This window comes from Enterobacter sp. MGH 16 (assembly GCF_000493175.1).
Classification (GTDB): Bacteria; Pseudomonadota; Gammaproteobacteria; order Enterobacterales; family Enterobacteriaceae; genus Enterobacter; species Enterobacter roggenkampii.
In genome coordinates this window covers 1332792-1347362 of the sequence record NZ_KI535695.1, presented here as the reverse complement: position 1 = coordinate 1347362, position 14571 = coordinate 1332792, and the positions used below count along the sequence as shown (strand labels likewise).

Here is a 14571-nt window from a genome sequence, read left to right as displayed (position 1 = left end):
GCAGCCTCAAATACATTTGAAATAGTCGAAGGGCTCACGGCAGGAATTGCAGCGGTAGAGCGCTTTGCAGGCCGTCGAGCCAAATTCACTGATAAGCGCGGTGTCGGTGCTGGCGCAGCGCGGGCAGCTCACCTCCACCGGGGCGTGCGCGTGACAGCTATGCCCCACCGGTGGACTGATGCCGTACGCCCGCAGGCGCTCGCGCGCGTCGGGGGTCATCCAGTCGGTGGTCCAGGCGGGTTCAAGCTGGAGCACAATGTGCACCGGGGTAAAGCCGTGCGCGGTCATCGCCTCGCGGATCGCCCCCAGCAGGTGTTCCGTTGCCGGGCAGCCCGAGTAGGTGGGCGTGAAGCCGATGACCCAGCCTTCCCCCTGCGCCTTCACGCTGCGCACCATGCCTAAATCGGTGATGGTTAACACCGGCACTTCCGGGTCCGGGATCTGGCTTAACAGCGCCCAGATCTGCGGGATTTGCGCAGGCGCGATGTCGACGAGGCGTTGCATAGCGTTCTCCTTTACCACTGCTGGCCGGGATACGCGCGCTGGAGATACTGCATTTCCGCCAGCATCGGGCCCAGATGTTCGGTGTGCAGCCCCTGCTTGCCCCCGGTGCGGTACGCCACCTCGGCGGGCACCTGCAGGCAGGCTTCATTCAGACCGGCATACACTTCGCTTTCCCACGGCTGGCGCAGGAGGCGCGGGTCAACCGCCACGCCGGACTCAATCAGCTCGCGCTCGACGTCATCGGCTTCAAACAGCTCGGCCGTAAAACGCCAAAGGTTGTCGATGGCCTGCTGCATTTTTTGCGCAGACGTTTCTGTCCCGTCGCCCAGCCGCACCAGCCAGCCGCGGCTGAAGCGCAGGTGGTAGCGCGCCTCTTTAATCGCTTTGGCGGCAATGGCGGCAAGCTGGCCGTCGCGGCTTTGGGCCAGGCGTTCATACAGCGCCACGTTCCAGGCATCCATCAGGTACTGGCGGGCAATGGTGTCGGCGAAGCTGCCGTTCGGCTGCTCCACCAGCAGCACATTGCGGAACTGGCGCTCGTCGCGGCCAAACGCCAGCGTGTCTTCATCGCCCTGGCCTTCCCGCTCCGCGGCATAGGTCAGGAAATTGCGCGCCTGTCCCAGCAGGTCGAGACCGATATTGGCGAGCGCGAGGTCGATTTCCAGCTCCGGCGCGTGGCCGCACCAGGCGCCGAGACGCTGGGAGAGCACCAGACCGTTGTCGCCCAGACGCAGGGCATAGGCAGTCACTGAGTTCATTCTTTGCCTCACATATGCTCGATGCCGTCAGGGATCATGTAGAACGTCGGGTGGCGGTAAACCTTGCTTTCCGCCGGGTCGAAGAACTCGCCGCTCTCTTCCGGCTGGGAGGCGACAATCTCGCTCGCCTTCACCACCCAGATAGAGCAGCCTTCGCTGCGGCGGGTATAGGCATCACGCGCATTTTCGAGCGCCATGCGATCGTCGGCGGCATGCAGACTGCCCACGTGACGGTGGGATAACCCCTGTTTGCTGCGTACGAACACTTCGTACAGCGGCCAGTAGACATTGCTCATCGTGATTCCTCTTAAGCCACTTTGCGGGCGTGTTGTTTTTCGGCGTGCGCCAGTGCGGCTTCCCGCACCCACGCCCCCTCTTCCCAGGCTTTACGTTTGGCGGCCAGGCGTTCGTGGTTGCAGATGCCGCGCCCGTTAATGACCTCGTCAAACTCGTGCCAGTCGATCTCGCCGAAGCGATAATGACCGCTCTCTTCATCAAAACGCAGATCGGGATCGGGCACCGTCATGCCCAGCATCTCCACCTGCGGCACCGTGTTGTCGACAAAGCGCTGGCGCAGCTCGTCGTTGCCGAAGCGTTTGATTTTCCACGCCAGGCTGCGGGCGCTGTTCGGCGAATTGTCGTCGTTCGGCCCGAACATCATCAGCGCCGGCCACCAGAAGCGGTTGATGGCGTCCTGCAGCATCTGGCGCTGAGCCTCGCTGCCCTGCGCCAGCGCCATGCAGGCTTCAAAGCCCTGACGCTGGTGGAAGCTCTCTTCTTTACAGATTTTCACCATCGCGCGGGCATACGGACCGTAGGAGGTGCGGCACAGCGCCACCTGGTTGACGATGGCCGCGCCGTCCACCAGCCAGCCGATCACGCCGATATCGGCCCAGCTCAGAGTCGGATAGTTGAAGATGGAGGAGTATTTCATCTTGCCGTCGAGCATCTTCTGGTAGATGTCTTCCCGCGCGCAGCCCAGCGTTTCCGCCGCGCTGTAGAGGTAAAGCCCGTGTCCGGCTTCGTCCTGCACCTTCGCCAGCAGGATCGACTTACGGCGCAGCGTCGGGGCGCGGGCGATCCAGTTCCCTTCCGGCAGCATGCCGACAATTTCGGAGTGCGCATGCTGGCCAATCTGGCGGATCAACGTCTTACGGTAGGCGTCAGGCATCCAGTCCTGAGGCTCAATCGCCGTCTCCTGCGCTATGCGCTGCTCAAACCGTTGTTCTTGCGTCACGTCATCACCTTTATGATTCGTTAGTTTGCAAATTAAAGCGTAATGTTGAATCACTTTGTTTTTTAAAAGTTACACAAAGGTTAAATATAACCCCAAGAATTGTTTGCTTGTTTTGTGATGCTGCTCGCAAGGCTTTTGCTTCAAGCCTTGATAGGCGGGCCTTGGTATTCTGTGATTCATCCATCCAGATCACATCGTTAACAATTCATTAAAAACTCAGCTTGATTTTTATGATTCACGATCAAACTATTAATGTGTAAATCACGTAACATTTGGAGATAAGCGATGCAGCAGTTAGCCAGCTTCTTGTCCGGCACCTGGCAGTCTGGCCGGGGCCGCGAACGCACTATTCATCACGCCATCAGTGGCGAAGCGCTGTGGAGCGTGACCAGCGAAGGGCTGGACATGGCGGCCGCCCGTCGCTATGCGATTGAGCGCGGCGGCGAAGCGCTTCACGCGATGACCTTTATCGAACGCGCAGCCATGCTGAAGGCGGTGGCAAAGCATCTGCTTAGCGAGAAAGAGACGTTTTATGCTCTGTCCGCCCAGACCGGGGCGACAAAATCAGACAGCTGGGTCGATATTGAAGGCGGGATCGGCACCCTCTTCACTTATGCAAGCCTGGGCAGCCGCGAGCTGCCGGATGACACCGTGTGGCCGGAAGACGAGCCGATCCCGCTGTCAAAAGAAGGCGGCTTTGCTGCGCGTCACGTCCTGACCTCGAAGTCCGGCGTGGCGGTGCACATCAACGCCTTTAACTTCCCCTGCTGGGGAATGCTGGAAAAACTGGCCCCGACCTGGCTTGCGGGCATGCCCGCCATCATCAAACCGGCCACCGCCACCGCGCAGGTGACGCAGGCGATGGTGAAATCTATCGTCGACAGCGGGCTGGTGCCGGACGGTGCCATCAGCCTGATCTGCGGCGGTGCGGGGGATCTGCTCGACCAGCTCGACAGCCAGGACGTGGTCACCTTTACCGGCTCCGCCAGCACCGGGCAAAGCCTGCGCGTGCACCCGAATATTGTGGCGAATGCCATTCCGTTCACGATGGAAGCCGACTCCCTGAACTGCTGCGTGCTGGGAGAAGACGTCACGCCGGAGCAGCCGGAATTTGCCCTGTTCATCCGGGAAGTGGTGCGCGAGATGACCGCCAAAGCCGGGCAGAAATGTACGGCCATCCGCCGCATTATCGTCCCGCAGAGCCAGATTGACGCCGTGAGCCAGGCGCTGGTTGCCCGCCTGGAAAAGGTGGTGGTGGGCGACCCGGCGCAGGAAGGGGTAAAGATGGGCGCGCTGGTCAACGCCGAACAGCGCGCGGACGTGCAGGAGAAAGTGGATCGGCTGATCGCCGCAGGCTGCCAGGTCCGTCTTGGAGGCAAAGCGGATTTGCAGGCCGCGGGCGCGTTCTTCCCGCCGACCCTGCTGTTCTGCCCGCAGCCGGATGAAACCCCTGCCGTCCACGCAACGGAGGCTTTCGGGCCGGTCGCGACCCTGATGCCGTATCGCAACGCACAGCACGCAATGCAGCTTGCCCGCGCGGGCGGCGGCAGCCTGGCGGGCACGCTGGTCACCGCAGACCTGGACATTGCCCGCCAGTTTATTCTCGGCGCGGCGCGCGCCCACGGGCGTATTCAGATCCTCAACGAGGAAGCCTCGAAAGAATCCACCGGCCACGGTTCCCCGCTGCCACAGCTAGTGCACGGCGGTCCCGGACGTGCGGGCGGTGGCGAAGAGCTGGGCGGCCTGCGCGCGGTGAAGCACTACCTGCAGCGCACCGCGATTCAGGGCAGTCCAACCATGCTGGCCGCCATCGGCAAGCAGTGGGTGCGTGGCGCAGCGGTGCAGGAAGATCGCGTGCATCCGTTCCGCAAATACTTTGAGGAGCTGCAGCCGGGCGACAGCCTGCTGACGCCGCGCCGCACCCTGACGGAAGCGGACATCGTGAATTTTGCCTGCCTGAGCGGCGACCACTTTTACGCCCATATGGACAAGATCGGCGCGGCAGAGTCGATCTTTGGCGAGCGCGTGGTGCACGGCTACTTCCTGATTTCCGCCGCGGCAGGGCTGTTCGTTGATGCGGGCGTTGGGCCTGTCATTGCCAACTACGGCATGGAAAACCTGCGCTTTATCGAGCCGGTTAAACCGGGCGATACCATTCAGGTGCGTCTGACCTGCAAGCGTAAAACGCTGAAGAAACAACGCAGTGCCGAGGAAAAACCAACCGGCGTAGTGGAATGGGCGGTTGAGATCTTCAACCAGCACCAGCAGGCCGTGGCGCTCTACTCCATCCTGACGCTGGTGGCGCGCCAGCAGGGGGATTTCTGACACCTTCCCTTCACCTCCTTTCCTGCCGGGTGGCGCGATGCTTACCCGGCCTACGACGACCAGCCGGGGTGTGACATCGCCCCGCTCTTTTTTTAACCTGGCAAGACTGGCAAATAATCTGGCAGATGCAGGCAAACGCTTTTCTCAGGCGCCTGTCAGGATAAGGCTGTCACAACACAATAAACACAACAAGATGAGGTCTACGATGGGAAGCAATTCTTCTTTTTCTGCCCGTAGAACGGCGCTGGCTATGGCCGTTGCGCTGTGTTGCGCCTGGCAATCCCCTGTTTTTGCCCACGGCAGCGAGGCGCATATGGTCCCGATGGACAAAACGCTGCAGGACTTTGGCGCCGACGTTCAGTGGGATGATTACGCACAGATGTTCACCATTGCGAAAGACGGCGCCTTTGTGAAGGTCAAACCGGGCGCTAAAACCGCCATCGTCAACGGGAAAACCCTCAAGCTCGAGGTGCCGGTGGTGATGAAAGGCAAGAAAGCCTTTATCTCTGACAGCTTCATCAATGATGTTTTCCAGTCCGGTCTTGACCAGACTTTCCAGGTTGAAAAACGCCCTCACCCGCTGAACGCGCTGACGGCGGACGAAATTAAGCAGGCCGTTGAGATTGTCAAAGCCTCGGCGGATTTTAAACCGAATACCCGCTTTACCCAGATTGCCCTTGCTGAGCCAGAGAAAGCCAAAGTGTGGGACTTTGTGCTTAACGGTACGGCTGTGGATGCCCCCCGTCAGGCAAAGATTGTGATGCTCGATGGCAAGCACGTTATCGAAAGCGTGGTGGATCTGAAGGATAAAAAAATCCTGCGCTGGGAGCCGGTGAAAGACGCGCACGGCATGGTGCTGCTGGATGATTTCACTGCGGTGCAGCAGATCGTTAACGAGAGCACGGAGTTTGCCGAGGTGCTTAAAAAACACGGCATCACCGACCCGAAAAAAGTGATTACCACGCCGCTGACCGTCGGCTATTTCGACGGTAAAGACGGCCTGAAGCAGGAAGATCGCCTGCTGAAGGTGGTGAGCTATCTGGACGTCGGCGACGGCAACTACTGGGCGCACCCGATTGAGAACCTGGTGGCCGTGGTCGATCTTGAACAGAAAAAGATCCAGAAGATTGAGGAAGGTGCCGTTGTTCCGGTTCCGATGACGCCGCGCCCCTACGATGGCCGCGACCGTATAGAGACGCCGAAAAAACCGCTCGACATCATTGAGCCGGAAGGCAAGAACTACACCATTACTGGCGATATGGTGCACTGGCAGAACTGGGATTTCCACCTGAGCCTGGACTCCCGCGTCGGCCCGATGATTTCGACTGTCACGTATAACGACAACGGCAAAAAACGTCAGATTATGTATCAGGGGTCGCTCGGCGGCATGATCGTTCCTTACGGCGATCCGGACGTGGGCTGGTACTTCAAGGCCTATCTTGATTCCGGCGACTACGGCATGGGCACCCTGACCTCGCCGCTGGTGCGCGGTAAAGACGTGCCGTCCAACGCGGTGATGCTCAACGAAACTATCCCGGACTACACCGGCGCGCCGATGGAGATCCCGCGCGCGATTGCGATTTTCGAACGCTACGCGGGGCCGGAATATAAGCATCAGGAGATGGGCCAGCCTAACGTCAGCACCGAGCGCCGCGAACTGGTGGTGCGCTGGGTGAGTACCGTGGGCAACTACGATTACATCTTCGACTGGGTGTTCCATGAAAATGGCACCATCGGCATTGACGCCGGCGCGACGGGTATCGAGGCGGTGAAAGGCGTGCAGGCGAAAACCATGCACGACGCCACCGCTAAAGACGATACAAAATACGGCACGCTGATCGACCACAACATCGTGGGCACCACGCACCAGCACATCTACAACTTCCGTCTTGATATGGACGTGGACGGCATCAACAACAAGCTGGTGGCGATGGATCCGGAAGTGAAGCCGAATACCGCCGGGGGCCCGCGCACCAGCACCATGCAGATTAATCAGTACGATATTGATACCGAGCAGCAGGCGGCACAGAAGTTCGACCCGGGCACCATCCGCCTGCTGAGCAACACCAGCAAGGAGAACCGCATGGGCAACCCGGTCTCGTATCAGATTATCCCTTACGCGGGCGGCACGCACCCGGTGGCAACCGGCGCGAAATTTGCCCCGGACGAGTGGATCTACCATCGCCTGAGCTTTATGGACAAACAGCTGTGGGTGACCCGTTACCATCCGGATGAGCTCTACCCGGAAGGGAAATTCCCGAACCGCTCCATCCACGACACGGGCCTTGGGCAGTACAGCAAGGATAACGAGTCGCTGAACGATCAGGATGACGTGGTCTGGATGACCACCGGCACCACCCACGTGGCACGCGCGGAGGAGTGGCCGATCATGCCGACGGAATGGGTGCATACCCTGCTTAAACCGTGGAATTTCTTCGACGAGACGCCAACGCTCGGGAAGAAAAAAGACGAAAAATAACCATCCGCCGGGCAATTGCCCGGTTTTTTTTGCCCTGGCGTTTGAGGATCGTCCTGGCTTGCTTATAGTTACTGATATCTCACCTGCATGATTTATCCCCCGGACGGGAAAGGGCTTTATGGAAAAAAGAAAAAAACCGACGCTGGAACGGGCAACCTGGCCAACGCGCCAGGCCATGGTCATGCATGGACTGGCGATGAACCTGCCGTGGCTGGCCTTCGTCAATATCAGCTTCGCCGTGATGATTCTGCTGCGACACGTTCTGCTTAAGGCCAGCGATCCCCTTTATCCCCACTCGCCGCAGCTGACGAGAATCGTCGATGCCTCCATGCTCGGTATTATCATCCTCTCGGCTGCGCTGATCCTTATGGCCTGGCGGCGCATCGCCGGCATCAGCGTGGTGTTGTTTATCTGCAGCGCCATCTGGTCGGTCTCCTGCTTCTGGTTTATCACCCAGCTGCTGCTCCCGCACGTCTGGCCGCTGTGCGTTATTCTGTTACTCGCCGGTTTGACGGCGCTCTATTTCTACCCTGAAGGGCTGCTCGCCTTTGTGCTCCCGCTCTGGATCACCCTGCCGATAGCAAGCTGGATACGAAACGATGGTCTCAACCTTCACTTCGTTGTCATCTGGAGCGTCTTTACGCTGATCCTGATCTGCGGGCGTTTTATTCTGCTGAGCTGGTTTGACGAAGCCTGGCGACGTAACCAGCAAAATCAGCTGCTGATTTCGCGGCTGGATGCGCTGGCGCATCAGGACCCGTTAACCAAAACCGCCAATCGACGGAAAATGGAGGTGGTGCTGGAGAACGCGGTTGAGCAGAAGAAGCCCTTCTCGTTGATTATGCTGGATATCGACTACTTCAAGCGCTACAACGACACCTACGGACACCAGGCGGGTGACGACTGTCTGACGCGCGTGGCGCGCGTGCTTAAGCAGTCGGTGCGCACACCTGAGGATGTGGTGTCACGCTACGGCGGCGAAGAGTTTCTGGTGATTCTGTTTAATTGCCCGGAGAACATCGCTGAAAAGGTCGCCCTGCGTATCCAGGATGGCCTTCGCGCAGAGGCCATACCGCACGGCGCCTCGACGGTCAGCGACCATGTCACCGTGAGCATGGGGATTGCGGGGATGGCGGGGGGACTCGCGGGCACCGAGATTATCGCCCGCGCCGATGCGGCGCTGTATCGGGCGAAAGAGGCCGGGCGGGATCGGTGGTCGTTGTAGATAAAAGCCGGGTGGCGCTGCGCTTACCCGGCCTACGGTTCGAGTCGTTGTAGGCCGGGTAAGGCGTAGCCGCCACCCGGCTTGCTTTTTAATACCGCACGCACACCGACTTGGTTTCACACCAGCCGTCCAGCCAGTCCGGGCCAAAGTCGCGCCCTGTTCCGGACTGCTTCATCCCGCCGAACGGCAGGTTGGCGTCAATCAGCGTATGGCTGTTCACCCACACGGTGCCCGCCTGCAGCCTGTCGGTGTACTCCAGCGCCTTGCTGATATTCTGCGTCCAGACGCTGGCCGTCAGGCCATATTCGGTGTCGTTTGCCAGCTGGAGCGCCTCTTCCCCGTCGGCGACGCGTACCAGGTTGACCACCGGACCGAACACTTCTTCGCGGGTGAGCCGCAGCGAGGCATCCGGGTTCACCACCAGCGTCGGCGACACGTAATAGCCTTTGCCCTCCGGACCACGGTTACCGACGATCAGCTCCGCGTTGCGCGACGTCGCCTCATCAAGGAAGGACTGCACCTTGTCGCAGTGCGCACGCGACACCAGCGGGTTGATAAAGGCCTCCGGCGACATGCCCGGCCCGACGCTCAGGGATTTCACCGCCTGTTCGAACCCGCTCACCAGCGTGTCAAACAGCGGGGCTTCAATGTAGATGCGTGAGCTCGCCGCGCACACTTGCCCCTGGTTCAGGAAGCTGCCGGTCATTAATCCTTCTATCACCCACGCGGGGTCCGCATCCCTCAGCACGATGGCCGGGTTTTTCCCACCGAGCTCCAGGGTCACGCCGGTGAGCGTATCCGCCGCCGCGCGGGCAATTTGCTTACCCGTCGCCGTTGAGCCGGTAAAGCTCACCTTCGCGATATGCGGGTGCGAGGTCAGCGCTGCGCCACACACCGCGCCGCTGCCGGTCACCACGTTGAACACCCCGTCCGGGATGCCCGCTTCACTGGCGAGTTCCGCCACGCGCAGCAGGGTCAGCGGCGTGGTTTCCGACGGCTTAATGACGATAGAGCAGCCCGCGGCCAGCGCTGGCATCACTTTCCACATGCCAATCATCAGCGGGAAGTTCCAGGGCACAATTCCGGCCACCACGCCAACCGGCTCTTTACGCGTCCACGCCTGATAGCGTGCCCCCTGCGGTAGCGGGATGGAGAGATCGAGGGTTTTGCCCGCAATTTTGGTGGTCAGCCCGGCGGTATAGCGCATCCAGTTCAGGGTGCAGCCGACTTCAAAGGCACGGGAGATGTTGATGGACTTGCCCTGCTCCAGCGTTTCAAGCTGAGCCAGCTCCTCGCCGTGCTGTTCGACGAGATCGGCGAAATGGAGCAGGATCCGCTCGCGCTCCGCCGGGAGCTTTCCGGCCCAGGTACGGGCCACAAAGGCGCGCCAGCCGGACATGACGGCACGATCAACGTCGTCGACGCTGGCATCGGCAGTTGAGGCAATCACCTCGCCCGTGGCCGGGTTGTAGACATTAAGCCGCTTTTCACTGTCCGACGCGGCCTGACGCCCTTCAATCCACAGGCCATGCTGTCGGTCTAAAAATTGTTGCACGGCAGGCTGAATAGCCACCAGTGATTCAGACATAGGATACTCCTTCGTTATTCTTCGCAGGGTGTTCATCCAGTCTAAGAGGGGTTTTGCATTCTCGCTTTTGTCTCTGTGACATTCGCTTTGCCACCTGTGACAGGCGCCGCAAATCGCGATAATTGCCGCTTATATCGCTGTTACCGGTGAGTGTTCTTTCCTATATTCAGCCTCATAGCTCTGACAAAATGCAACACAAATGCAACAATGCGAAAACGTTGACGGTGCAGTGAGAGAAACGATGGCGTGTGCAAGCGAGCAGGAACAGTATCAGCAGTGGCTGGCGCAAATTAACCAGGTTTGCGGGCGTTTTAACGCGCAGCCCACCGGGGGCAGATTCTACGGCGAGCTGGAGACCAGCTATGCGCGCAGCCTGAAGCTCAGCACCGTCACCGCCGGTGGTGTCAACCTGTTCCGCTCCCGTGAGGAGATCAAACAGAGTAACGATGCCTGGTTCTATACCGTGTTTCAGCTCGAAGGCAGCGCGGAGATTGAGCAGGATGACCGTCGCGCGGTACTCAGAACCGGGGATATCACGCTGATTGACGCCTCACGCCCCTGCTCGATCAACTGGCAGGAAAAATCCCGCCAGATTTCGCTTCTGGTTCCCCGTCAGATTATTGAGCAGCAGTGCCGTTTTCAGGAGATAAGCTGCGCCACCGCCCTTTCCCGCACGCTGCCCACGGTGCAGCTGAGCCATCGCCTGTTGATGGAGAGCATGAGCAATGCCAGCCTGAGTGACCGGGAGAGTGAAGCGGCGCTCGAAGCGATGATCTGCCTGCTGCGCCCCGCTTTCCAGCAGCGCGAAATCATTCAGCCGCGTAAGGAGCGCCAGTTCCAGCATGTGGTGGCGCTGATTGACGACCACATTCAGTCTGAATCGCTGCGCCCGGAATGGATTGCCGCCGAAAGCGGAATGTCCGTGCGCAGCCTCTATCGCATGTTTGCCGAGAAGGGGCTGGTGGTTGCGCAGTACATTAAAAACCGCCGCCTGGATCGCTGCGCGGAGGTGCTGCGCGCAGCCGGTGATGACGAAAAGCTGGCTGGCATTGGCTACAGCTGGGGGTTCACCGACCATAGCCATTTTTCAACGGCGTTTAAGCAGCGCTTTGGCGTTTCGCCGGGTGAATACCGCAGGCGCTACCGCTAGCTATTTTTTCAGCCATTTTCCGTTAATGCCCTTCACATACTCGCCCGGCTGGGCGCGGGCAACCAGTTTTTGCCCTGCCATTTTGGCCACTTCATCGACCGGCAAATTATTGCTGTCAGCCAGCTTCTGGTAGCTTTCCGTGCGCGCCGCGTTGATGCGATTGACCAGCGCCAGCGTTTCGGCATCCTGTTGAATCGGGGCCAGATAACCGCTGAGGGTTTCCCCCACGCGCCCCTGGGCCCGGGCATCGTTGAGGGTGAGCGTAGCCGCCTGTACGTTCATCCCCAGCGCCAGCAAAATCAGAGCTACTCGTTTCATGGCATCCTCAGAACAGATCGCTGCGCGATTTCAGCAGGGTTTCAACGTCTTTATCGACCTTAATGTGGATCTCATGTTCGATTTTGACATTCATGTTGATGGTAATCGGCTCCTTTGGCGCAGCGACTTCAATGCGCGGCGTACAGCCGGACAGTAGCGCGGCAACGGCAACGGTGAGCGCACCAGCCATCTTTTTCATTGTTATTCCTCACTTTCCTTGCCAGTCGAACTGCGGAGACCGGGTATCGCCGCGTGTTGCTCAAACCAGGTTTGCAGGTTGTCTCCAAAACGCAGGCTGCGCCAGAGGGTAAAGACATTCTCGTCATGGGTATAGTTCAGGTTGACGGAGCTGCTTTTGCCATCGACCCGGCTGGTCCCCTTGATGGTCGCCTGCATGGTTAATTCACCCAGGTTATCTAAATTGATTCTCGTCCACGAACGCGAAATTTCCATATAGCGGAGCCAGTTAATCGCGGCGCCCGCGACCATATTGTCTTTCACGATGGCGTCGGCCGTATCTTTGTCGATGCGCAGCGTCATTGGCCCCGGGTTGGTCAGCCAGCCATCCTTAATGATCCATTTTTCGTTGTCCAGCCAGAACGGCAGCGCCCCGCTGACCGGCCCCGACATGGCGAACTGTTTCGGATTGACGGCGCTAATCAGCTCGCTCGAGGAGATATTGTCCACCCGCAGCAGAGCCGGATCGTGCTGCGGCATTCGCAGCTGCTGCATGGTGATCTTCCCGCCGAGGGTTTCCACCTTCACGTTGGTGAGCAGCAGCGGATTGTCCTCCGTCCAGGGATAATCGCCCTGTAAATCCGCGGTAATGTTGCGCGCGGTCACCAGGTTTACCACTTCACCGATGCGCAACGTGACCGGACCGCGCGTGCCCAGAGACCAGGTGCCCTCGCTGAAGCGGAACGGCAGCACAAAATCGACGCCGTTAATCTGGTTATCGGGCATCCAGGCGCTGCCGGATTTCAGCACCCCGTGCCCGCCCGCTTCAAAGCCCTGATCGGCCGCCGCCGAGAAGGCGACCTGCGCATAAAGCGCCCCGTCGCGCAGCGTCATTTTCCAGTCCGGCGGAATAAGCGGCTGGAATACGGTGAGGGACTGTTTCGGCCACCAGGCCTGCCCGCGAAGGCGCACGCCATCCCAGCGTCCGTTCACCTGTACCGGGCCGATGTTGTCCGCATGGAGGTCACCCTTAAACTGAAAAATCGTCGGGTCGGTGCCGTCGACGCTGAAGGTCAGGACCGAGGGCGGCAACACGCTGCCGCCGGAGAAACGGGTTTGCCCTGCGTTGAGCGACAACGCCCCACTGAAGGTTGGTTTTTCGGCATCGCGCAGCCATCGTACAGGCCGATCCAGCACCAGACGCGGCGTGCTGACCTCCATCGTACCGTACTGAAGCTTGTCAAAGCCGGTGGAGAGCGCCGTCAGCTCAATAAGGTTGTCGCGCCACTCGCCTTTCCCGGCGACATCCCAGCGGGCATGCATCGGCGTAAAGCCGCCTTTGCCCCAGTAGCGCCACTGCCACAGGCCGTTATCGGGTAAAAAGTCGTTGGCCTGACCGTCCAGGTGGAGTTCAAAATCGCCCATCTCGTTTTCATGGGCGCGCAGAATCGCCTGTAAACGACCGTCCACCCCCTTCCGGGTGAGCTTCACGCCCGCCAGCGGCCAGCGGATTTCATCGATATCGAGCGAGTCAATGATGCGCCCGCGCGAGCGGAGCAGCGCGCCCGGCTCAAAGGCCAGCTGCGGTTCATACAGGCTGCCGGTCAGTTTTGCCGGTAACTTGGCGTAAAGAATGAGATCGTTTTGCTTCGCCTCGCCGCTCAGGTGCAGGGGCATGTCGCTGTTTTCCATGCTGAGCCTGCCGGGCCCAATATTCAGTACCGCGTTGCCTTTACCCGCATCGCCTTGCGTCAAGACGTTCAGTCGTCCGGTCAGGGTGGCTTTCTCCAGCCCCTGCTGCCAGTTGTCGGCGCGAAGGGACACCCGCCCGCTCAGTGGCATACCCGAGAGATCCCAGTTCCAGCGCCCGTCGCTGATGTTGAGCTGTTGCGCCGTGATCTGCCACGGCAGGTCGAGAAGCGGATCGGGGTTGTCTCTCGCCATCACCACCAGCTGTCCCTGATTGTCTTCCCAGTCGAGATCGGCATCGACCAGAGACGTTAACTGTGGCACGTTAAAGGTCGCCACCGCGTGGCCTTTCACCGGCACGCCGTCCGGCACCAGCGGCAGGGTAAACTCGCCCACCAGCTTAATCGGCTGCGGCTGATCCGGGAGCTGAACATCGAACTGGCTGACCGAGAGCGTCTGACCGCGAAGCGTGCCTTTAATGCTGACCTGCTCGCCTTTATAGGCGATCTCCTGGCTGGAGGGGGTTAGCGACGCCTGCAGCTCGCCCTGCCACTGCTGCCAGGGCGACAGCGTCAGGCGGTGAATCGTGAGCCAGGTATTGGGTAACACAGCCTGCCATTGTGCCAGCGTTTTCGGGGCGACCGTTGAGGGCGCCGACTGGGGAATTTTGCTCAGGCAGACGGTGTTAAGATCCAGCGCGCCGATATCCAGCTTCCAGCGGCTGGGGTGTGACAGCGTCACGTTATCGATGCGGGCAATTTCGCAGTCTTCCACCAGATAGCGAAGATCGGGGATCACCAGCGCGCGGCGAGTCAGTTTCGGACTCTCTTCGAACGCGATGCGCGTCCCGACGGGAAGCCAGATCCCGGCGAGCGTCGGTACCCACTGAGCGAGCGTCATCAGCAGCGTCAGCGGCAACAATATGAACAGCAGTAAAAGCGCAAGAGCGGCTTTGTATTTACCCTTCATGGGCAGTTAATATCCTGATTTAGCGAAAGAATTAAGCCGGCAGTGCCGATCATTGTCGCATGTTTAGCGGTTGAGTTGAAGTTGACGCCAAGTTAAGAATAGATGCTGTAATAGTAAGCGGTAATTTTTTTTCTATGCGTAACCTAAAGAAT

The 14571-nt window shown here is 59.6% G+C and carries 13 protein-coding genes; 4 read left to right on the top strand and 9 right to left on the bottom strand.

Going from position 1 to position 14571, the window contains the following annotated elements; all coding sequences use genetic code 11:
• Nucleotides 1-6: 6 nt before the first annotated feature.
• From paaD to L362_RS24795, 5 genes are read right to left on the bottom strand one after another with little or no spacing between them, the layout of a single operon-like run.
• Nucleotides 7-504, bottom strand: a complete 498-nt coding sequence (paaD, locus tag L362_RS16250) for a 1,2-phenylacetyl-CoA epoxidase subunit PaaD (RefSeq protein WP_008502378.1) — start codon at nucleotides 502-504, stop codon at nucleotides 7-9.
• An 11-nt stretch (nucleotides 505-515) separates the two neighbouring features.
• Nucleotides 516-1262 (bottom strand): 1,2-phenylacetyl-CoA epoxidase subunit PaaC, encoded by a 747-nt coding sequence (gene paaC / locus L362_RS16255; RefSeq protein ID WP_023344051.1) that lies wholly within the window; start codon nucleotides 1260-1262, stop codon nucleotides 516-518.
• 8 nt (nucleotides 1263-1270) lie between these two features.
• Entirely contained in the window at nucleotides 1271-1558 is a 288-nt protein-coding gene (gene paaB / locus L362_RS16260) for a 1,2-phenylacetyl-CoA epoxidase subunit PaaB (RefSeq protein ID WP_023344050.1), read from the bottom strand.
• A gap of 11 nt (nucleotides 1559-1569) precedes the next feature.
• Nucleotides 1570-2499 (bottom strand): 1,2-phenylacetyl-CoA epoxidase subunit PaaA, encoded by a 930-nt coding sequence (paaA, locus tag L362_RS16265; RefSeq protein WP_023344049.1) that lies wholly within the window; start codon nucleotides 2497-2499, stop codon nucleotides 1570-1572.
• A gap of 10 nt (nucleotides 2500-2509) precedes the next feature.
• Nucleotides 2510-2683: a hypothetical protein gene (locus L362_RS24795; RefSeq protein ID WP_162269499.1), complete on the bottom strand. Its 174-nt coding sequence runs from the start codon at nucleotides 2681-2683 to the stop codon at nucleotides 2510-2512.
• Between the two features lie 101 nt (nucleotides 2684-2784).
• Here L362_RS24795 and paaZ point away from each other — a divergent pair, with 101 nt between their 5' ends.
• The 3 genes from paaZ (at nucleotide 2785) to L362_RS16280 (ending at nucleotide 8528) form a co-directional block, all read left to right on the top strand.
• Nucleotides 2785-4824, top strand: a complete 2040-nt coding sequence (gene paaZ, locus L362_RS16270) for a phenylacetic acid degradation bifunctional protein PaaZ (protein WP_023344048.1) — start codon at nucleotides 2785-2787, stop codon at nucleotides 4822-4824.
• 205 nt (nucleotides 4825-5029) lie between these two features.
• Nucleotides 5030-7303 carry a primary-amine oxidase gene (gene tynA, locus L362_RS16275; RefSeq protein ID WP_023327364.1) on the top strand — a complete coding sequence of 758 codons (2274 nt, stop codon included), beginning with the start codon at nucleotides 5030-5032 and terminating at the stop codon, nucleotides 7301-7303.
• A gap of 118 nt (nucleotides 7304-7421) precedes the next feature.
• The gene (locus tag L362_RS16280) at nucleotides 7422-8528 is read left to right on the top strand and encodes a GGDEF domain-containing protein (protein ID WP_023344047.1); all 1107 of its coding nucleotides are present in this window, start codon (nucleotides 7422-7424) and stop codon (nucleotides 8526-8528) included.
• Between the two features lie 88 nt (nucleotides 8529-8616).
• Here L362_RS16280 and L362_RS16285 read toward each other — a convergent pair whose 3' ends face one another.
• Nucleotides 8617-10116, bottom strand: a complete 1500-nt coding sequence (locus L362_RS16285; protein WP_023344046.1) for an aldehyde dehydrogenase family protein — start codon at nucleotides 10114-10116, stop codon at nucleotides 8617-8619.
• Between the two features lie 241 nt (nucleotides 10117-10357).
• Here L362_RS16285 and feaR point away from each other — a divergent pair, with 241 nt between their 5' ends.
• On the top strand, nucleotides 10358-11266 hold the full coding sequence (gene feaR, locus L362_RS16290) for a transcriptional regulator FeaR (RefSeq protein ID WP_008502386.1): 909 nt from the start codon (nucleotides 10358-10360) through the stop codon (nucleotides 11264-11266).
• On the opposite strand, the gene L362_RS16295 is transcribed toward feaR, so the two are convergent.
• The 3 genes from L362_RS16295 to L362_RS16305 are packed head-to-tail and all read right to left on the bottom strand — an operon-like array spanning nucleotide 11267 to nucleotide 14419.
• Entirely contained in the window at nucleotides 11267-11584 is a 318-nt protein-coding gene (locus tag L362_RS16295) for a YdbL family probable chaperone protein (RefSeq protein WP_008502387.1), read from the bottom strand.
• A gap of 7 nt (nucleotides 11585-11591) precedes the next feature.
• Nucleotides 11592-11783 carry a YnbE family lipoprotein gene (locus L362_RS16300; RefSeq protein ID WP_008502388.1) on the bottom strand — a complete coding sequence of 64 codons (192 nt, stop codon included), beginning with the start codon at nucleotides 11781-11783 and terminating at the stop codon, nucleotides 11592-11594.
• A 2-nt stretch (nucleotides 11784-11785) separates the two neighbouring features.
• Nucleotides 11786-14419 carry a YdbH family protein gene (locus L362_RS16305; protein ID WP_023344045.1) on the bottom strand — a complete coding sequence of 878 codons (2634 nt, stop codon included), beginning with the start codon at nucleotides 14417-14419 and terminating at the stop codon, nucleotides 11786-11788.
• Between the last annotated feature and the right edge of the window lie 152 nt (nucleotides 14420-14571).